The sequence below is a fragment of the Marinicrinis lubricantis genome (genome assembly GCF_042658665.1).
In the GTDB taxonomy this organism is placed as follows: domain Bacteria; phylum Bacillota; class Bacilli; order Paenibacillales; family KCTC-33676; genus Marinicrinis; species Marinicrinis lubricantis.
In genome coordinates this window covers 53,216-73,532 of sequence record NZ_JBHSQV010000180.1, presented here as the reverse complement: position 1 = coordinate 73,532, position 20,317 = coordinate 53,216, and the positions used below count along the sequence as shown (strand labels likewise).

The 20,317-nt window shown below is 48.5% G+C and carries 19 protein-coding genes; 18 read left to right on the top strand and 1 reads right to left on the bottom strand.

The genetic code is table 11. The features are described from left to right. The first annotated feature begins 26 nt into the window (after positions 1-26). The 12 genes from mutS to ACFPXP_RS18510 all read left to right on the top strand — a co-directional run bounded on the left by mutS (position 27) and on the right by ACFPXP_RS18510 (position 13,365). Positions 27-2,699 (top strand): DNA mismatch repair protein MutS, encoded by a 2,673-nt coding sequence (gene mutS / locus ACFPXP_RS18565; RefSeq protein ID WP_379895881.1) that lies wholly within the window; start codon positions 27-29, stop codon positions 2,697-2,699. A gap of 16 nt (positions 2,700-2,715) precedes the next feature. Next, complete coding sequence (mutL, locus tag ACFPXP_RS18560; RefSeq protein ID WP_379895880.1) at positions 2,716-4,725, top strand: DNA mismatch repair endonuclease MutL; 2,010 nt, start codon at positions 2,716-2,718, stop codon at positions 4,723-4,725. Between the two features lie 28 nt (positions 4,726-4,753). Beyond that, positions 4,754-5,539 (top strand): class I SAM-dependent methyltransferase, encoded by a 786-nt coding sequence (locus ACFPXP_RS18555; protein WP_379895879.1) that lies wholly within the window; start codon positions 4,754-4,756, stop codon positions 5,537-5,539. Further along, the gene (miaA, locus tag ACFPXP_RS18550; RefSeq protein WP_379895878.1) at positions 5,526-6,485 is read left to right on the top strand and encodes a tRNA (adenosine(37)-N6)-dimethylallyltransferase MiaA; all 960 of its coding nucleotides are present in this window, start codon (positions 5,526-5,528) and stop codon (positions 6,483-6,485) included. Before ACFPXP_RS18555 ends, miaA begins: the two co-directional genes overlap by 14 nt. Positions 6,486-6,545: 60 nt before the next feature. Further along, positions 6,546-6,788 (top strand): RNA chaperone Hfq, encoded by a 243-nt coding sequence (gene hfq, locus ACFPXP_RS18545; protein ID WP_379895877.1) that lies wholly within the window; start codon positions 6,546-6,548, stop codon positions 6,786-6,788. Positions 6,789-6,960: 172 nt separating this feature from the next. Next, complete coding sequence (locus ACFPXP_RS18540; RefSeq protein ID WP_379895876.1) at positions 6,961-9,417, top strand: transglycosylase domain-containing protein; 2,457 nt, start codon at positions 6,961-6,963, stop codon at positions 9,415-9,417. Between the two features lie 120 nt (positions 9,418-9,537). Further along, complete coding sequence (locus ACFPXP_RS18535) at positions 9,538-10,176, top strand: YdcF family protein (RefSeq protein ID WP_379895875.1); 639 nt, start codon at positions 9,538-9,540, stop codon at positions 10,174-10,176. Between the two features lie 25 nt (positions 10,177-10,201). After that, positions 10,202-10,816: an HD domain-containing protein gene (locus ACFPXP_RS18530; RefSeq protein WP_379895874.1), complete on the top strand. Its 615-nt coding sequence runs from the start codon at positions 10,202-10,204 to the stop codon at positions 10,814-10,816. Between the two features lie 34 nt (positions 10,817-10,850). Then, entirely contained in the window at positions 10,851-11,549 is a 699-nt protein-coding gene (locus ACFPXP_RS18525; protein ID WP_379895873.1) for a 2-phosphosulfolactate phosphatase, read from the top strand. Positions 11,550-11,686: 137 nt separating this feature from the next. Next, a complete protein-coding gene (locus ACFPXP_RS18520; RefSeq protein ID WP_379895872.1) occupies positions 11,687-11,878 on the top strand; it encodes a hypothetical protein in 192 nt (63 codons plus the stop codon). Between the two features lie 90 nt (positions 11,879-11,968). Then, on the top strand, positions 11,969-12,385 hold the full coding sequence (locus tag ACFPXP_RS18515) for an Rrf2 family transcriptional regulator (protein WP_379895871.1): 417 nt from the start codon (positions 11,969-11,971) through the stop codon (positions 12,383-12,385). Between the two features lie 107 nt (positions 12,386-12,492). Further along, positions 12,493-13,365, top strand: coding sequence for an SDR family oxidoreductase (locus ACFPXP_RS18510; protein WP_379895870.1), 873 nt, complete (start codon positions 12,493-12,495; stop codon positions 13,363-13,365). A 48-nt stretch (positions 13,366-13,413) separates the two neighbouring features. Here the strand turns inward: ACFPXP_RS18510 and ACFPXP_RS18505 are convergent, their stop codons facing one another. Then, positions 13,414-14,232 carry an SPL family radical SAM protein gene (locus ACFPXP_RS18505; RefSeq protein WP_379895869.1) on the bottom strand — a complete coding sequence of 273 codons (819 nt, stop codon included), beginning with the start codon at positions 14,230-14,232 and terminating at the stop codon, positions 13,414-13,416. Between the two features lie 132 nt (positions 14,233-14,364). Here ACFPXP_RS18505 and ACFPXP_RS18500 point away from each other — a divergent pair, with 132 nt between their 5' ends. The 6 genes from ACFPXP_RS18500 to glnA all read left to right on the top strand — a co-directional run bounded on the left by ACFPXP_RS18500 (position 14,365) and on the right by glnA (position 20,205). Next, positions 14,365-14,568 carry an aspartyl-phosphate phosphatase Spo0E family protein gene (locus tag ACFPXP_RS18500; RefSeq protein ID WP_379895868.1) on the top strand — a complete coding sequence of 68 codons (204 nt, stop codon included), beginning with the start codon at positions 14,365-14,367 and terminating at the stop codon, positions 14,566-14,568. A gap of 142 nt (positions 14,569-14,710) precedes the next feature. Continuing rightward, on the top strand, positions 14,711-15,676 hold the full coding sequence (locus ACFPXP_RS18495; RefSeq protein WP_379895867.1) for an AAA family ATPase: 966 nt from the start codon (positions 14,711-14,713) through the stop codon (positions 15,674-15,676). A 106-nt stretch (positions 15,677-15,782) separates the two neighbouring features. Continuing rightward, entirely contained in the window at positions 15,783-17,102 is a 1,320-nt protein-coding gene (hflX, locus tag ACFPXP_RS18490) for a GTPase HflX (RefSeq protein ID WP_379895894.1), read from the top strand. Then, positions 17,089-18,339, top strand: a complete 1,251-nt coding sequence (locus tag ACFPXP_RS18485; protein WP_379895866.1) for a methionine gamma-lyase family protein — start codon at positions 17,089-17,091, stop codon at positions 18,337-18,339. Before hflX ends, ACFPXP_RS18485 begins: the two co-directional genes overlap by 14 nt. 81 nt (positions 18,340-18,420) lie before the next feature. Beyond that, a complete protein-coding gene (locus tag ACFPXP_RS18480) occupies positions 18,421-18,828 on the top strand; it encodes a MerR family transcriptional regulator (protein ID WP_379895865.1) in 408 nt (135 codons plus the stop codon). A gap of 48 nt (positions 18,829-18,876) precedes the next feature. Then, complete coding sequence (gene glnA, locus ACFPXP_RS18475) at positions 18,877-20,205, top strand: type I glutamate--ammonia ligase (protein WP_379895864.1); 1,329 nt, start codon at positions 18,877-18,879, stop codon at positions 20,203-20,205. Positions 20,206-20,317: the final 112 nt, after the last annotated feature.

Below are 20,317 nucleotides of genomic sequence, written 5' to 3'. Positions count from 1 at the left end.
GGAACAGTTAAAAATGGAGGATCGACATGGCACAATACACCCCAATGATCCAACAGTATTTGGAGATTAAACAGCAGGTTCCTGACGCGATTCTTTTTTTTCGTCTTGGGGATTTTTACGAGATGTTTTTTGAGGACGCAGCACTGGCTTCTGCGGAGCTGGAAATTACATTAACCGGCAGAGAAGGCGGGGCAGCCGAGCGCATTCCGATGTGCGGGGTGCCCTACCATTCTGCCGACAATTATATAAGCCGCCTCATTGAAAAAGGGTATAAGGTGGCGATTTGTGAGCAAGTGGAGAACCCTGCCGAAGCGAAAGGTGTCGTACGGCGGGAAATTGTCAGAGTTGTTACCCCAGGGACGATGATGGAGGGCAAAGCTTTGTCTGACGGGGAAAATAATTACATGGTCAGCTTGGCGAGAAGCGGACATGAATTCGCGCTGGCCGCCTGTGATGTTACGACCGGTGAGCTTCATCATACGACAGTGAACGGTTCGATCGCGCAAATCTTGGACGAGGCGGCTGTTTATCAGCCTTCCGAGCTCATCGTCGATCCCTCGCTGACAGATGAATGCCGGGAGCGGACGATGGCTTGGACGAAGGTCCCGCTTATTAACGGAATTCGAGTGGATGAGCCGGAGGAAGCGGCTGCTCATTTTGGCAAATCGGGATGGGAAGCGCTCAGCGCATCCGGCCGGTTGTGCATCTCGATGCTGATGAAATATTTGATCGAAACGCAAAAGCGTTCACTTGCACATATCAGAGAAATTCGTTTTTATGAGACGGATCAATTCATGCGGCTCGATGCTTTTACGCGCCGCAATCTGGAACTGATGGAAACCGTCAGAGACCGTTCGCGCAAGGGCTCGCTGTTGTGGCTGCTCGATGAGACCGTCACGGCGATGGGAGGAAGGCAGCTTCGAAGATGGCTGGACAAGCCGCTGCTGCAGAAAAGCCGAATCGAGGAACGTCTCGAAGCGGTAGAATGCTTGTACGGTCAGCTGATCACGAGAGAGGAATTAAGACAGCGGCTGAAACAAGTGTACGACATGGAGCGTTTGGTGGGACGAATTTCTTTCGGAAATGCCAACGCCAAAGATTTAATCGCGCTCAAGACGTCCTTGGAGCAGGTGCCTGAGCTCATCTCGATCTGCATGCAGTCGGGTTCCATCACGTTGCAAAACCTCGTTTCCGCCGCAGATCCCTGCTCGGATGTGCTGGAATGGATCCGGGAATCGATTGCTGACGATCCCCCGCTGGGCGTGAAGGACGGCGGATTGATCAAGGAAGGCTTTGACGCGCACTTGGATAAGCTGCGCGAAGCGAGCACAAGCGGAAAACGATGGATTACGGAGCTGGAACAGCAGGAGCGTCAGTCGACGGGAATCAAATCGCTGAAGATCGGTTACAACAAGGTATTCGGCTATTATATTGAAGTCACAAGGGCGAATGCAGCTTCTCTGCCGGAAGGAAGATACGAACGGAAGCAGACGCTGGCGAATGCGGAGCGGTTCATTACACCGGAGCTGAAGGAGAAGGAAGCTCTTATATTGGAAGCGGAAGAAAAAATGGTCGAGCTGGAATACCAGTTGTTCGTTCAGCTTCGGGACCGAATTTTGGATGAAATACCGCGTCTGCAGCTGCTGGCTGATCTGGTTTGCGAGATGGATGTGTACCAATCCTTGGCAACGGTAAGCGCGAAGTATCATTACACGAAGCCGATGATCAGCGAGAACAGTCACCTCCATATTGAAGAGGGCAGACATCCCGTCGTGGAAGCCGTGATGGAAAGTGAAGCCTTTATTCCGAATGATACGCTGCTTTTTGATGATTTGAAAATGATGCTGATTACGGGACCGAATATGGCTGGGAAAAGCACCTACATGCGTCAGGTTGCCTTAATTTGTATCATGGCGCAAATCGGCTGCTTCGTTCCTGCCCAGAAGGCGCAAATCCCGGTGCTGGACCGGATCTTTACCCGTATTGGAGCGGCGGATGATTTAGTTCGCGGGCAGAGCACCTTTATGGTTGAGATGCGGGATATCCAATTAATGACGGAGAAAGCGACACCGCAGAGCTTGGTCATTATCGATGAGCTTGGCAGGGGCACCTCAACGTCCGAAGGGATGGCGATCGCGCAAGCCGTCATTGAATTTCTGCACGATGAGATTGGATGCTTGACCTTGGTTTCGACCCATTATCATGAATTGGCTCATCTGGAAGGACAGCTTCCGCTGCTTCGCAATTTCTGCATGGCAGTGAAGGAGAAGGACGGAGAAGTGACCTTCCTGCGCAAGCTGATTGAAGGCGCGGCGGACTCCAGCTACGGCATTTATTGTGCCAAGATTGCCGGACTTCCAGGAAACATTATTCGTAGAGCGAACCAATTGCTGGATATATTAGAGGGAACCGGGGAAGCAGCGACAGCCGCAGCGATTCGTTCAGATGCTGCTCCAGATCCCGCTGTGACCGAGGAGCCGGCCCGTGCAGCAGGCAATGACAAAGTCATGGAGCAGATCAGCTGGTTCGGTGACATCCCGGAACCTTCTTCCCGCAACAAAGAGAAGCAGGAACTTGCGCCCGCTGCCGCGGAAGTGGTGAACCGGATCAAAGAAGCGGAGCTGATGAATATGACGCCGCTGGATGCGATGAATTTTCTGCACAGCCTTCGCATGAAGCTGAAGGAATATGACGAATAGAAGGAGCTGATCGGAGATGGGCTTAATTCGAATATTGGACGATCATATTGCCAACCAGATCGCCGCCGGCGAAGTGGTAGAGAGGCCTTCTTCTGTCGTTAAGGAACTGGTCGAAAATTCGATAGATGCGGGCAGCACGAAGATCGATGTTTCCATTGAGGAAGGCGGATTGGAGCTGATTCGGGTGGCCGACAACGGCTCCGGCATGGAGGCGGATGATTGCGAAACCGCGTTTGAACGGCATGCGACAAGCAAAATCGCCACAGGCAGAGATTTGTATCAAATTCGCACGCTGGGATTTCGGGGCGAGGCACTGCCCAGTATTGCAGCGGTGTCGAAGGTGGAGCTGTTGACCGCGGCGTCCAGCAGCGGTCTTGGTCGGAAGCTCGTCATTGAAGGGGGAAATGTACTTCTGCATGAGGAGTCGCGTGCACCCAAAGGAACGGATATTCAAGTGAAATCTTTGTTCTATAACACGCCTGCCCGTTTGAAATATATGAAGACGATTCAGACGGAAGTCGGTCATGTGACTGACTATTTGTACCGACTCGCGATGTCACAGCCGCAAATTTCATTTTCACTTAAACATAACGGTAAAATGCTCTTTCAAACGCTTGGCAACGGAGATCTGCTGCAGGTGATTGCTGCGATTTACGGACCGCAGACAGCCAAGCTGATGGTCAAGCTGGAGGCCGATCATCCAGACTACAGCTTGACGGGGTATGTTGGGAAACCCGAGCTCACTCGTGCCAATCGTTCTGCCTTAACGACGGTTATTAATGGACGGTACATTCGCAGCTACGGGCTGGTGAGCGCGGCACTTCAAGGCTATCATACGCTGTTGCCTTTGCATCGTTTTCCGCTAGGCGTGATTCAATTGCAGATGGAGCCTTCCCTCATCGACGTGAATGTCCATCCAGCGAAGCTGGAGGTGCGGTTCAGTAAAGAACAGGAGCTGTACCGATTTGTCGAGGAGCAGGTAAAGCGGGTGCTCAGAACCCAAGTACTCATTCCTCAGCCTGCTAAAGAGGCTAAAGTGCAGACCTATGTTCAGGAAAAGATCGATTTTGCTCCCAGTTCTCAGCAGGATCAGGAGAATCAGCAGAAGGGTGCCATCCCTGCTGAACAGGTCCAAGCACGAATGGAAGTACCGGCTCGGGAGAAGGCGGATATTCATATTAAGGAACATGCGGAAACGTATATCTCTCCAGAGGGCAGCCATTGGGAGGAGAGAAAGCCAAGGCAGCAGGACTCACATGATGCTTCGTTGCGGCCGTCTTCACGTCCTTATGCGAGTGAAACGCCCGCAGGTTTGAGTAGATCCGGCGGCTATGAAAGCAGAGCGAATACGCAGGAGCGATTCGTCTCGAAATCAAGCATGAAGGAAGCTGTTCAGCGGCTGCTGGACCAAGAAAGCCGCTCCGATGAGATCCAGTCTCCTTCATTTCCAAAGCTGTATCCGATCGGCCAAATGAAGGGCACGTATATTTTGGCGCAGAATGAGGAAGGACTCTTTATTATTGATCAGCATGCTGCGCATGAACGGATTAATTATGAATATTTTTTCCGGAAGCTGGGGCAGCCCGAACCGGCAAGTCAAGAGCTGCTTATTCCGATGATGCTGGAATATACAGCGGCGGAATCGGAGCTCCTTCAGCAGCGGCTTGGCCTGCTGGAGCAGGTAGGCGTCTTTTTGGAGCCGTTCGGCAAAAACGCGTTCAAGGTCGTGTCCTATCCACACTGGCTGCCAAAGGATGGGGAGCAGGAGGTCATCGAAGAGATGATCGAGGCGCTGCTTCAAGATAAGCGGCAGGTGGAAGTATCCAAAATTCGGGACCATTTCGCGGCGACTTGCGCCTGCAAGGCATCGATTAAGGCCAACCAGAAACAGACCCTTGAGGAGCTGGAAATGCTGCTGGACCGTTTGGCGCAGTGCCGCTCTCCATATACATGTCCGCATGGACGTCCGATCGTCGTTCGTTTTTCTAACTATGATTTGGAAAAAATGTTTAAAAGAGTCATGTAATGCTTAAAATGCTTGGTGTGGTGATGAGATGATCGTAACAACCGATGTAGAGCCTGACGAGCATACGATCGCGAAGGCTAAGCGGCTTGCCGCTGATCTGGACGGTGTATATGCACCGAGAGGCACGAATACACTGTCGAAAATAATGCAGCACTATCATGATTCGCAGCTGATTAAAGTCACGGCAAAAGAGATTCGTTGGGTACAAAAGGGAAGTCCCGACTTTTTCTTTCATCCGAGCATGTCTGCGATACGAGTGCTGAGACTGGCGAGAGGAGAGCGAGACTCGCTTTTACAAGCGACGGAGATATTGCCGGGTGATCAAATCGTTGATTGCACGATGGGCATGGCTTCCGATGCGATTGTGATGTCTTATGCCGCAGGTTCGCAGGGCAGAGTTACCGCGCTGGAAAGCAGCCGATTGATATACACTCTTGTGAGCGAGGGACTTCGTGTTTATGACGAGGCGGAGCCTGACGTCACTGAAGCGATGCGCCGGATACAATGCTTGAACATCCATCATTTGGATTACTTAAGAAGCTTGCCGGACCAGTCCGTGGATGTTGTCTACTTTGATCCGATGTTCCGCCAGCCCGAGATGGAATCGGCAGCTCTCAATCCGCTTCGTTCCATGGCGAATCCGGATTCCATTTCGTCTGAATCGGTGGAAGAAGCGGTGAGGGTAGCAAGAAAACGAATCGTGATGAAGGAAAAGCCCTCCAGCGGGGAATTTCAGCGTCTCGGTTTCGATCAAGTAATAAGGACCGGCAATAAAACAGCTTATGGGGTGATCCGAAAGGATGAGTCATCATAAACCGAAACTGTTGGTTCTCATTGGACCTACAGCGGTGGGGAAGACCAAGCTCAGTCTGGAGCTTGCGAAAATGCTAAATGCAGAAATTATTTCAGGCGATTCCATGCAGGTATACCGCGGAATGGATATCGGTACGGCGAAAGCGACGCCGGAAGAACGAGCAGTCGTTCCTCACCATCTAATTGATATCCGCAATCCAGATGAACCCTACTCTGTATCAGAATTTCAGTCGATGTCAGAGCGGCTGATTGAAGATATTACAGCCAGGGGCAAGCTGCCCTTCATCGTTGGAGGAACCGGACTGTATATCGAATCGGTATGCTATAAGTTTGAGTTCAGCTCGGCAGGACAAGACGATGCGTATCGGAAGAAGCTGCAGGATATGGTACAACGGGACGGACCGCAAGCTGTGCATCTTATGCTGGAACACATTGATCCGGACAGTGCGAAGCGAATACATGTTAATAATTACCGGCGCGTTATTCGTGCATTGGAGATTTATCACATCACCGGAAAAACGGCGACGGCATTTTTACAAGGTCAAAAAAAGGAATCGCCGTACGAATTATGTATCGTTGGTCTCACCATGGATAGAGCAAAATTGTATCAGCGTATTGAGCAGCGGATCGATGAGATGATGGAGCAGGGACTCCTGGAGGAGGTCCGTCGACTCTTGAATCAAGGTTATCATCGTGATATGGTATCGATGCAAGCTCTAGGCTATAAAGAAATCATCGGATATTTGGAAGGTGAGTATCCTTTAGATGCCGCTGTAGAGCTTCTGAAACGGGATACGCGCAGGTTCGCAAAACGCCAATTGTCATGGTTCCGCCACATGGAAAATATCCATTGGCACGATGTGACAGAAGGAAATTTTTTCGAGCATTTACAGGTAATTCATGGTATAATAGCAGGAAATCTTCGACTTCGTGCTGAATATACATAAGGTATTTGCGCGTGACTGTTTTTTTGTTTCTATGAATTCAACCTTAGGGGGTATTATGTGATGAATAAAACGATTAATATTCAAGATACGTTTCTGAATCAACTCCGTAAAGAGAGCATACCGGTTACGGTGTATTTGACGAATGGCTTTCAAATCCGCGGCTTAATTCGTGCCTTTGATAACTTCACCATTATTATTGACAGCGAAGGCAAGCAGCAGATGGTATATAAGCATGCGATTTCGACGTTTACACCACAGCGCAACGTTTCATTAATGTCCGAATCCGCGGCCTCTGAATCCTAAACCGTAACTTTTTCGTATCTAACATCGTCTAATCCATTGGATAGATTAACAACCCATCGGGGTTGTTTTTCTATTTATGGAGTAAAAGAGCGATGTTGCTTCTTATGAAGGTCCGCCCATCCATGCCGCACATCAATCATGGACCTTGTACATTGGAAATGGAGTGAGAATCGTGCAGGAGAAAAAGAACAGCACAGCAAGCAAAAAATCGGTATCGAGAAAAAGAAAGCCGAAGAAGAAAAAGTCACTTGGCCGCGTTCTTTTTATTTTGTTTATGACAGCGGCTGCCGCAGTGTTTTTAGCGATTGTCGGATATTTGATTATTATTTTGCAGGGAGAACGAATGCTTCAGGCGAACTTAGACAAAATCGAAATGCCTGAAGCGTCCATCGTATTGGATCGGGAAGGCAATGAAATCGGAAAGCTGCTCAAGGAGAACAGGGAATACGTTTCTCTGAAGGAAATGCCTGATCTTCTCGTAGAAGCCTTTGTTGCAACCGAGGATCGCAGATTTTACGATCATTCCGGGATCGATTTTATTTCGATCGGTCGTGCCGTCGTGAAGGACATTATGGCCAGAGGGCTGGTAGAAGGCGGTAGCACCATCACGCAGCAGCTTGCACGGAATTTGTTTCTCGACAACGATAAAAACTTTTTGAGAAAAGCGACGGAGGCATCCATCGCCATTGCACTCGAAAATAAATTTACGAAAAATGAAATTCTTGAAATGTATTTAAATCGGATCTACTTGGGAAGCGGCACATATGGTGTAAAAGCTGCGGCCAAGCACTTTTTCAATAAAGAGCTCGATCAATTGGAAATTTGGGAAATTGCAACATTAGCCGGACTGCCGAAGGCTCCGTCCACATTAAATCCGATGGCGGATCCGCAAGCGTCCAAAGAGCGCAGGGCCGTCGTGCTCTCTCTAATGAAGGAAATGGGATTGATCAGCGAGGAAGAGCGAAAAGCCGCAGCAGAGGTGGATTATGTTGCGCCGAACATCCCAGAAGATGATCATTACGCTTCATACATGGATTATGTTATTGAAGAGATTAAAGCGAAGACGGGATTAACGGAAGAACAGCTGAATATGAACGGCTACCGGATCACGACCGCGATCAATACGCAAGCTCAGCTAGCGATGGAGGAAGTGTTCTCCGATCCTGCTAACTTCCCGGAAGACGGAACGGATCAGATCGTTCAGGCGGCCATGACCATCGTCGATCATCGTGACGGCACTGTCGTCGCCATGATCGGCGGCAGAGATTATGCCAACCGTGGCTTTAACCGTGCCACCTCTCGGAACCGGCAGCCCGGATCCTCTTTTAAACCGCTTGTCGCTTATGCTCCGGCGATGGAAACCGGTGATTGGGGCCCAGACTCGCTGTTGAAGGATGAGAAAATGAGCTTCGGCGGATACAGCCCGAACAACTATAACAATCGATATCAGGGGCAGGTAACGATGCGAACGGCGATCAGAGATTCGATCAATGTGCCCGCGGTATGGCTGCTGAATGAAATTGGAGTCAAAACGGGCATGGATTACGTCGAAGAGCTGGGAATAGATTTGGACGATGAGAATGATCGCAACCTTGCTATCGCGCTAGGCGGATTGACCGGCGGCGTTTCTACACTTGAGATGGCCCAAGCTTACGGAATGTTCGGAAACGGCGGGATGTGGAATGAAGCGCACGCCGTTCTGAAAATCGAGGATAGCGAAGGGAACTTGATTTATGAATATGATCCGAATACGAAACGAATGATGTCCGAAGAGAATGCGTATGCGATGACCGACATGCTCGTGAATGTGGTGCAGAACGGTACGGGTAAAGCTGCGCGAATGGATCGTCCGGTTGCAGGCAAAACCGGTACGACGCAGATTGGTATTGAAGGCATTACAGATGCAGCCAATCGGGATATTTGGTTTGCCGGATATACGCCGGAATGGTCGGCGGCCGTATGGGTCGGGTTCGACAATACGAATGAAGACAATTATCTCGTGGCTAAAAGTGCGGCTGCGGCGGAAATATTCTCTAGTGTCATGACAAAAGCGATGGAAGGAATGAAGGTACAGTCGTTCCCAGCTCCGAAAGGATATGAAGAGCAGGAGGAAGAGGAGGAAGAAGTCGAACCGCCGAAGCAGGCTACCGGGTTGACAGCGGAATTCGATCCTTTCTCGAATAGTGTGCTGCTGAACTGGAACGATGCAGGTGAAGGTTTACAGTACAATATATATCGCCAGACTGCAGGAGAAGAAGCGGTACATCTGCTGACCTCGAAAAGTACTGAAGTAGAAGATATGACGGTTCAGCTGAATACGTCCTATAAATATTACGTCACGGTGCTCGATCCAGAGACAGAATTGGAAAGCGAGCCTTCCGAAAAGGTTGAAGTGGTCACGCCGGAAGAGCCCTTCATTCCAGAACCAACAGAGCCGATTGAACCGGATGAGTCCAATTCAGGTGGGAACACCGGCGGCAATTTAGAACAGCCTCCAGTGGGTGAAGAAGATCCGCCGCTGGAAGAGCAGCCTCCGGCAGATGAACTCCCTATAGAGGAGCTGCCGAATGAACCGGCTGAAGGAGATCAGCCTCCTGGCGAGAACGATCCATCGACGAATAACGGATGAAGGCTTGTTTGGAGAAATGATGAATCCGGACAATCAACAAAACAGAGGACCATTATCAGAAGGAGAAGGCCCATCGAGATAGAGCATAGAAGTAATCCAATGATGCCGCGGGTGAGGAGTATGAAAACAAATAAGAAGCGAAGGAAACGAGGGATATGGAGGACGATGGGCAAGCTGGTTGCAATCATTATGGCATGCGGGTTGTTTTGGACCGGGTATGTTCAATGGCAAATTCACACCACCCAAGACAGCAGGCTGGAAGAGCCTGTAGATGCAGGGATCGTGCTGGGGGCGGCTTTATGGAACGGCGTTCCATCTCCGGCTTTGAAGGAAAGACTCGATCATGCACTTGCCCTGTACAACGACGGCAGCTTCCGGAAGTTTATCGTCAGCGGCGGATACGATGTGCCGGGTGCAAGGTACACAGAAGCCGAAGGAATGAAGAATTACCTTGTCGAGCACGGCGTTCCGCCTGAGGATGTGCTGCTGGAGAATCAAGCGACAAGTACGTATGAGAATATTAAGTTGAGCAAAGAGATCATGGATGATCATCGCCTGAGTACGGCGGTGATCATCACACATTCTTATCACGGAGCGCGAGCTAAAGATATTGCCCAATTTTTGCAATTCGAGCCGGCGATCGTATCAACTACGCCTTCCAAGGTAATGAATATGGCATGGCATCAATTTAGAGAAACATTGGCTTTTACAAAATGGCAATTAGACAAGCTTCAGCTCAGTTTAAAGGGAGAGCACTAAATACATAAGGATAGGAAGGGAAAGCATGGATAAGCTGGAGCGGCTGCAGCAGCAGATGAGCTTTCTAGTCGAAATCGACAAGTTGAAGACCATTTTAAGACAATCATACGTTGTCCATGAGCATCGGAGAGAGAACGATGCGGAGCATACTTGGCACATTGCCCTCATGGCCGCTTTGTTGTCGGAATACGCGGATGAGGAATTGGATCTTCTGAGGACGGTACGCATGCTGCTCGTACATGATCTAGTCGAAATCGATGCAGGTGATACTTTCGCTTATGATGTAACAGGACATCAGGATAAGCTTGAAAGGGAAGAAAAGGCGGCGAAACGGTTGTTCTCTATACTGCCGGAAGATCAGCAGAAGGAATATTATGAGCTGTGGAAGGAATATGAGGACAGACAAACTCCAGAGGCACGGTATGCTTTGGTGATGGACAGACTGCAGCCGATGCTGCAAAATGTGTACACGAAAGGGGCCTCATGGAGAAAGCATGGAGTCACAGCGGATCAAGTGATTCACAGAGCATCCGTGATGAAGGACGCCTCGGTTCAACTGCATGATTTCGCTCTTCGGTTGATCGAGAACGCGGTCAAGGAAGGGATTCTACTGCCTGGAACTGAATCGGAACTTACATAGAATCGCTGTTACGGTGTAGGAGGTGCTTGAAGCAATGAACATGGATATACTGCATGGAATTGAAGGGGCTAAAGCGGCAAAGGGCTTGACGGTCGTCATTGATGTATTTCGAGCTTTTTCTTTAGCGTGTTACGTAATGGGTAACGGAGCAGATAAAATGATTCCTGTCGGTGATTTAGAGACAGCTTATCAATTGAAGAAAAGGTGGAGCGACTCCATATTGATCGGTGAAAGGGGAGGTGTAATTCAGCCGGGATTCGATTACGGCAACTCCCCCGCTGCGGTACTGAATGTGAACTTTCACGGAAAAACGGTCGTACATACGACCAGTGCCGGTACACAAGGGATCGTAAATGCTGTGCAGTCAGATGAGATAGTGACCGGCAGCTTCGTCAATGTCGGAGCGATCATACGTTATATACAGCAGCGGCGGCCACAAAATGTCTCACTCGTTGCCATGGGCTGGGGTGGAGAGGAACCTGCCGATGAAGACACGTTGTGTGCGGAATACATTCGGGATGGACTGCTTCAGCGGCAAGTAGATTTTGAGCGGATTCGCCATTTTCTTCGGTATGATAGCCAAACCTACAGCTTTATGAGGCTGGATGGGGAGGCTTCGGCACCGAAGGAGGACTTTGACCTTTGTTTGAGTCTCGACCGCTTTTCGTTCGTGCTTTCAGCACAAAAGGATGAGCAGATCGGACAATTTGTTCTTCATCGGATCGATGCATAAAGCATAAAATAGAATCAAGCTCATGATCAAATCAGTCAGGAAGACACTTTCTTGGCTGATTTTTTTCGTTTGAGTATTTTTAGTTGAAAAGCTAGATGCGCTGCCGATTATACCTATGGAAGCGAGGAGGGCTTTTGATGAATATAAATATGAGCTATATCTATATCTTATGGATCATTTATGCAAGCGGAAATTGTATATATTTTTTGTATCAGTTTCGGAAAGCTCTTATTCTCGGTAATCAAAACGAAGCGGTTCGTCTGTTTGTGAAATCGATCATCATGATCCTCGGTATACTCTTTTTTGCTTACTTGCTTTGGACCACGTAAACCTTTACATTGATCTATGAACCAGTTCTTGCTCATATATTGACATAGTGATTCGTAGTAACTATAATGGTTACAACGGTGGTGGTTCACTTGAAACAAATTAGCACTCGTTTTTCAATTGCTGTACATATTCTTTCCTTAATTGCAGTCAGTTCGAATGAATGTACGGGAGACTTCATTGCTTCCAGTGTGAATACCAATCCTGTCATAATTCGTAGAATTATGGGTATGCTGAAAAAGGCAGGGTTCGTGGAAGTGCGTCCCGGTGTTGGAGGGGCTGCGCTGCGCAAAGAACCGGAGGATATCACGCTTCTTGATATTTACCGGGCGGTACATGTCATTGAAGAGGATCAATTATTCCGTCTACATGAGGATCCGAATGAGCATTGCCCCGTTGGACGAAACATTGAGAGAGTCCTTCTGTCGGAATTGAACGAGGCTCAGGCTGCGATGGAACACAGGCTGGGACAAACCAAGTTGAGTCAACTCGTCAATCATTTCAAGTAAATGAGAGCTCGATGAAGAGCTTTTATTTTACATCTATGTTGTAACTGATTTTGTTATAACTTATTCGATTACATCAAAATTCTAAAAAATTTGGGAGGAATAAAAAAATGAAGATGTTAGTTACAGGAGCTACAGGAAAATTAGGAACCAAAGTGGTAGATACGTTATTGAAATCTGTGCCAGCGAGCCAATTGGCTGTGAGTGTCCGCAATCCGGAGAAAGCGGAAGGACTGCGTTCGCGTGGAGTTGACGTTCGTCAAGGAGACTTTGACCGTCCTGAAACATTGGATGCTGCATTTGCAGGGATCGATCGTTTACTAATTATTTCCGCGGATGGAGACAACGACACAAGAATTCGCCAACATACCGCTGCCGTAAACGCAGCAGAGCGGGCTGGTGTTGGATTTATTGCTTATACCAGCATTGCCAATGCCCAGGAGAGCAGCAATTTCCTCGCGCCTACTCATCAGGCAACAGAGGAAGTCATTTTAAAAACAGGCATTCCTTACTCCTTTTTACGCAACAATTGGTACTTGGAAAATGAAATATCCAGCATCCAAGGTGTGATGGCTGGAGCTCCTTGGGTGACATCTGCAGGATCCGGAAAGGTAGGTTGGGCGCTGCAGCAAGATTACGCTGAAGCAGCGGCTGCCGTATTGGCGGGGACCGGACATGAGAACACGATCTATGAGCTTTCGGGCAAGCTAATGAGTCAAGAACAACTGGCTTCTGCTCTTGGCACCGTGCTTGGCAAGGAAGTTCCTGTGCAGCAAGTGGATGACGCGACATATGCCGATATCATGAAAAGCGCGGGTGTTCCTGAATTCCTCCTGCCCTTCCTTCTAAACATTCAGAAAGGGATTCGAGAAGGCACACTGGAAGTAGAGAGTGATGATTTCGAAAAACTGTTGGGTCGTCCAGCTGCCCCAATCCAAGACGCACTGATCCAAATCGTTAACGGAATCACACAGGCTTCTTAAGAAATATTGCTGCGGACAAAATAATCTCACAATTCCGTTCTATCGATCTCAGCCGGGAAGAAAGCCTTCCTGGCTGATTTTTACATTTTCGGCCGAAAAGTGCTTCAGGCAGCTTTCACGGAACCGAAGGTACGCTTCTGGGTGAAACCAGCGATCCAGCTCCTCTTCGGTATAGTATTGCTCCATATGCAGCTTCTTCGTCCGTCTTCCTTGTGCTCCGTCACCCATGTAGTAATCGTCGATGACGACACGGCCGGTAACACCAGCAAGCTTAGCAGGAAAAAAGTCCGAGGACGGCAGAAGCGGGGAAACGGCTGCTTGGGTCGGAATTCCTGCGTTGGTCAGTTCTTTTAGCACGCGCAGGCGTGCAGGGATTGGCGGCGCTTCCGGTGTGAACCTTTTTCTTACGTCCTCCAAATCTGTTTCCACCGTGATGCTGACTCTGATTCGGTCTCGAAGCTTCTCTAAGAGAGGGAGATCTCTGCGAACTAACGGACTTCTTGTCTGCAGGAATAAGAAATCGGGAGGATTCTCTGCAAATACTTCGAGTATTCGTTTCGTGATTTCATGCTGGTGCTCACTAGGCTGATATGGATCTGTGCTGGACGACATGAAGATCGTGACGGGGCCTTTTTTCTTCGCGTTTCTTAATTCCTTCTGAAGCTGCTCGGGCGCATTCGCTTTTATGTCTACCCAGCTTCCCCAGGGCTCTCCCCGGAATATTGCATGCGGAAATGATCTGACATAGCAGTACGAACAGCTGTATGCACAGCCGGAGTATGGGTTCAGCGTATGTGTATAACCCGACAGAAATCCTGATGCCGGAGTCAAAATTTTTCGAATTTCTTTCGTTTGAATATGCTTCATTTTGCTGCTCCTTGTTAGAAGTTGACGAATGTCACAAATCTGTCACAACCCGTGACTAAAAGCGACAGCAATTTACAGATTCGAAGGGTTACAATCATTATCGTTGTCATATTTATTATAGGAGTTTGAGAGATGGAAAAAAAGCAGTTGATGGAAACAATCGAGCGGCTGCGCTCGGAAATGGTGGAGTTGGCGGAGATTAAAGGAAGCATGCTGGATGATCATGTCATTGCAATCAGTCAGAAGCTGGACCGATTTTTAACGTATTATCAGATGAGAATGCAGCTTGGCGGAAAGAATACAGTAGGGACCATATCGTTCTCAAAGGCGGTTTGACAATTTGAACAATGTACAGTTGAACCATACGAGCACTTTTCTCGCGATTTCTTCTCAAAAGACTTGGCGGGAATAGTGCTTTTGTATTTTTACCCTGCGTATATATGAATTATTGAGCTTCTAAAGTTTAGGAGTGTGAGGCATGAAGGAACATACTGTAGATACCGACATCAAAATAAGTCAAAAGAAAACGCGCCAAATCCAAATCGTGTTGAATCAGCCCGAAAAAATAAAACAAGAACCCAAACCAGTCACTGCTGCGCGGGATAAAGCGATGCCTCGGAAGGATGAACCGGCAGAGCTGTTTGCGGAATTGAATAAATTGATCGGACTCGAAAAAGTAAAGGAATTGGTGTATGAGATCTATGCCCTGCTGCAGATAAGAAAGTATAGGGAGGAAGCAGGGTTACATGTCGAATCACACGTTTATCATATGATATTTAAAGGGAATCCGGGAACAGGCAAGACGACGGTGGCGCGAATTATTGCGAAGCTGTTTCAGACGATGGGCGTGCTGCAGAAGGGGCACTTAGTAGAGGTAGAACGAGCAGATTTGGTTGGGGAATACATTGGACATACGGCACTAAAAACGCGGGAACTTGTAAAAAAAGCAATGGGTGGTATTCTATTTATAGATGAAGCATACAGCTTGGCACGCGGGGGAGAGAAGGATTTTGGCAAGGAAGCGATCGACGCATTAGTCAAGGCGATGGAGGACCACAAAAATCAGTTTATTTTGATATTGGCTGGTTACCCTGTGGAAATTGAGGATTTTCTGCAGACGAATCCTGGTCTTCCTTCGAGATTTCCGATTCAGGTGGAGTTCCCCGACTATTCGGTGGATCAGCTGATTCAAATCTGTGAGCTGATGATCAAACAAAGAGACTACACCCTTATGCCTCAATCGTTGATGAAAATAAAGCAGCATTTAAGCGGCATTAAAGCCGAGGGTACGATTTCGTTCAGCAACGCGCGGTATATCCGAAATCAAATCGAAAAAGCAATCCGCTATCAAGCGGTGAGACTGCTGGATCAGCACTCGGGAGTTCCCGGAAAGCAGGAACTGATGCTGCTTAAGCCGGAGGATTTTAGATTTGAAAAAGAATAAGATACCGAACGAGAAGATTATCCATAGAATTGAACGGCAGTCGCCCCTCTGATGTATGACAGTGCTCCATTAGCGATTGAACAGGAGAAAGGATGAAAAGCGATTGATGCATGAAGAACATAACCGGAAAGAAATGGAGCGGGCCATATTAGTCAGTCTCATTACGCCGGAAGAGGAATACAGTGAGGTATCGCTGAAGGAGCTTGAGCAGCTCGCAGAAACAGCAGGGGTTCAAGTTGTCGCGCAGACCACACAGCGGAGGGAACGCCCGGATGCGAAATGGTACGTTGGCAAGGGGAAAGTGAACGAAATTCGCGAATTGGCAGCCGCGCATGAGGCTCAGGTCGCGATATTTGATCAGGAGCTTTCCGGAGCGCAGGTTCGGAATTTAGAGGAAATGCTGCAAATGAAAATCATTGACCGGACGCAGCTGATTCTCGATATCTTTGCACAGCGAGCACGCACGAAGGAAGGTCAGCTGCAGGTTGAGCTTGCTCAGCACAGCTATTTGCTGCCGAGATTGTCCGGACATGGCAAGAATCTGTCGAGACTTGGTGGCGGTATCGGAACAAGAGGTCCCGGCGAGAGCCAATTAGAAATTGACCGCCGGCACATCCGTACGCGAATCCGAGATATAAAACGTCAGCTGGATCAGGTGAGACGTCATCGCGAGCTGCACCGCAAACGCAGACAAAAAACGGGAATCGAACAGGTAGCCCTCGTCGGTTATACCAATGCGGGGAAATCGACTTTACTGAATCAGTTGGCTGGCGCCGATACGTATGTGCAGAATCAGCTGTTCGCGACGCTTGATCCGACTTCTCGCGCCTTGAGGCTACCGAGCGGAAAAGAAATTTTGCTTACGGACACCGTTGGGTTTATACAAAATCTACCTCATGATCTTGTGGCGGCATTTAAGTCTACGCTGGAAGAGGTGCTTGAAGCAGATCTCATTCTGCATGTTGTGGATGCGTCCAGCCCGAACAAGGATACGCAGATTGAAGTGGTTCAAGACGTGCTGCAGCAGCTTAACGCGCATACGAAAGATCAGCTGATGATCTATAACAAAATGGATCTTATCGATGAGGGCGATTTTGGTTTGATACCGGCAGGAGAAGGCAGCTTAAAGGTCAGCGCATTGAACCCAGACGATTTAGAAAAAATCAAGCTGGCGATTCAAGATTATTTCAGTAGCGGCCTTATCGGGTATAGGCTGCCGGTACATGACGGAAAATTGCTGTCCACTGCTTATCGGCTTGGGGAAGTCGTAAAGCAGGTAACCGAGGAAGATCATACCTTCGTTTATGTGAAGCCTTCGAAACAGGAAATGGAGAAGAACGGCTACATGTTAGAAGCATATAAAATTGATGCTGACAGCAGTGCCGTGAGCTTGGGAGAGGAGTCAAGTCAGCATGGAGTGGAATGACAAAACCCTGCGGATTGCAGAAGAAGCAGAGGAGGCGATACGGCCGGCGTTCAAGGAATTAGACCGAATCACTGACCACAATCAGTGGAAGGTGATCCGGGCATTCCAGCGTCATCGGGTGAGCGATTACCACTTTCAAGGATCAACGGGCTATGGTTATAACGATCGAGGCAGAGAGGTGCTCGATGAAGTCTATGCGGATGTGTTTGATGCGGAGTCCGCTATAGTTCGTCCGCATTTCGTTTCGGGCACGCATACGATATCCACAGCCTTATTCGGTGTGCTTAGGCCGGGGGATGAGCTGCTCTACATTACGGGTAAGCCATATGATACGCTTCATAAAGTGATCGGGAAGAAGGACGACGGTACAGGCTCGCTAGCGGATTTTGGAATCAGCTACCGCTGTATTGAGCTGGATGAAGCGGGTCAAGTCGACTGGGAGAGTGTAGAAAAGGCGATTTCGCCCAATACGCGCGTCATTGGAATCCAACGTTCAAGAGGGTATTCCTGGAGAGCTTCCTTTACAGTGAATGCGATCGGCGATATGGTGAAAAGGCTGAAAAGCATTCGCAGCGACCTTATCATTTTCGTGGACAATTGCTACGGTGAATTTACCGAGCTCTCTGAGCCGACCTCGGTTGGTGCTGATTTGATCGCGGGTTCTCTCATTAAAAACCCTGGCGGAGGTTTGGCACTGACAGGCGGTTATATCGCAGGAAAAAAGGAATGGGTCGAGAAAGCTGCCTTTCGTTTAACCGCACCTGGAATCGGCGGAGAAGTAGGCGCGATGCTGGATACACTTCGTTCGATGTATCAAGGCTTGTTCCTCGCGCCGCACATCGTAGGACAAGCTCTGAAGGGAAGTGTGTTTGCGGCCGCAGTATTTGAGGCGATGGGCTATGAAACGAGGCCGCGCTGGGACGAGCCGAGAACCGACTTGATTCAAGCCTTGCAATTCCAAACGGAAAGCGAATTGATCCAGTTCGTCCAATCGGTTCAGCATGCCGCACCAGTCGACGCCCATGTCAATCCCGAACCATGGGATATGCCGGGCTATGAGCATCCCGTCATCATGGCAGCGGGTACGTTCGTACAGGGCGGAAGCTTGGAATTATCTGCGGATGCGCCGATCCGTGAGCCGTACATTGCATATATGCAGGGAGGTTTAACCTATTCCCATGTTAAACTGGCCGTACTGCAAGCGGTTGAGCGTATTACCTTAGAACAAGGTCTGTAATAAAACTTCACACACATTGACACGTTTTTGTAAAAAGGATACAATGTCAGTATCACAAACAAACTGGAAGGTTGATGTGTGATGAGTGGTGACATTCGTAGAAATATGGCATTGTTTCCGATAGGTATCGTTATGAAGCTGACGGACTTGACCGCGCGTCAAATTCGTTATTATGAACAGCACGAACTGATTGTGCCTGCACGTACAGGCGGAAATCAGCGTCTGTTTTCTTTCAACGATGTGGAACGATTGCTGGAAATTAAGAATTTAATTGAAAAAGGTGTAAACATCGCAGGAATTAAGCAGGTGCTTAATCCGGTCAAGAAGGATTCGGAAGAAGCAACCGTCATCAATGAACAGACGGAATCTAAGCGCCGTGAAATGTCCGATTCGCAGCTTCATAAAATTTTGAAGCGCCAGCTGTTGGAAAAACGTCCAGGTCAAGTATCTTTGATTCAGGGTGAACTATCACGATTCTTTCATAAATAATTCCTAACACACTAATCGACATTCTAACATTATTGAGGAGAGGATATTGTGGGTTATACCAAAGAAGACATTCTTCGTATTGCGAAAGAAGAGAATGTACGTTTCATTCGGCTGCAATTTACAGATTTGCTGGGAACGATCAAAAACGTTGAAATTCCTTTAAGCCAATTGGAAAAAGCACTGGACAACAAAATGATGTTCGACGGTTCGTCGATTGAAGGTTATGTGCGCATTGAAGAATCTGACATGTATTTATACCCGGATTTGGATACTTGGCTCATTTATCCTTGGGTAACGGAAGATCGTATCGCTCGTCTCATCTGCGATATTTATATGCCTGACGGCACTCCGTTTGCAGGTGACCCTCGCGGTATTTTGAAACGGAATTTGAAGCTTGCTGAAGCGATGGGCTTTACTTCGATGAATGTTGGGCCTGAACCAGAGTTCTTCCTGTTCAAGAATGATGAAAAAGGCAACCCGACATTGGAGCTGAACGACCAAGGCGGTTACTTTGACCTCGCTCCGACGGATTTGGGAGAGAACTGCCGCCGTGAAATCGTGCTCACACTAGAGCAAATGGGCTTCGAAATTGAAGCATCCCACCACGAGGTTGCACCTGGACAGCACGAAATTGACTTCAAATATGCCGATGCAATTAAAGCGGCTGACCAGATTCAAACCTTCAAGCTGGTAGTCAAAACGATTGCCCGCAAGCATAATTTGCATGCGACCTTTATGCCAAAGCCATTGTTTGGTGTGAACGGATCGGGGATGCACTGCCATCAATCATTGTTCAACGAGCAAGGCAACGCGTTTTACGACGAGAACGATAAGCTGGGCTTAAGCCAAACGGCACGCCAATACATGGCAGGAATTTTGAAGCATGCCCGTGCATTTGCTGCAATTACGAACCCAACGGTAAACTCCTACAAACGTCTGGTTCCAGGTTATGAGGCTCCTTGCTATGTAGCATGGTCCGCCAGCAACCGAAGCCCGATGATCCGGATTCCAGCATCCAGAGGGGTCAGCACCCGCGTAGAAGTACGGAACCCAGACCCTGCGGCCAATCCGTATTTGGCACTGGCTGTTATGCTTAGAGCAGGATTGGACGGTATCGAAAATCAAGCAAGGCTGCCTGAACCTACCGATCGCAACATTTACATCATGACGGAGGAAGAAAGAATTCAAGAAGGCATTCCAAGCTTGCCGATGTCCTTGAAGGAAGCGCTGGATGAACTGATTGCGAGTGATGTCATTTGCGACGCGCTCGGAGATCACGCTGTCGCTCACTTCTTTGAATTGAAGGAAATTGAATGGGATATGTACCGCACCCAAGTGCATCAATGGGAACGCGATCAGTACATGACATTGTATTAAGAGGAGAAATCCCTTGGCGCGTAACATGCCAGGGGATTTTTTTAGTACTGAATCAATTTCTTAATACCTTCAGCAGCTTTAATCAAGACTACTTGTTGTATCGAACGGTTCA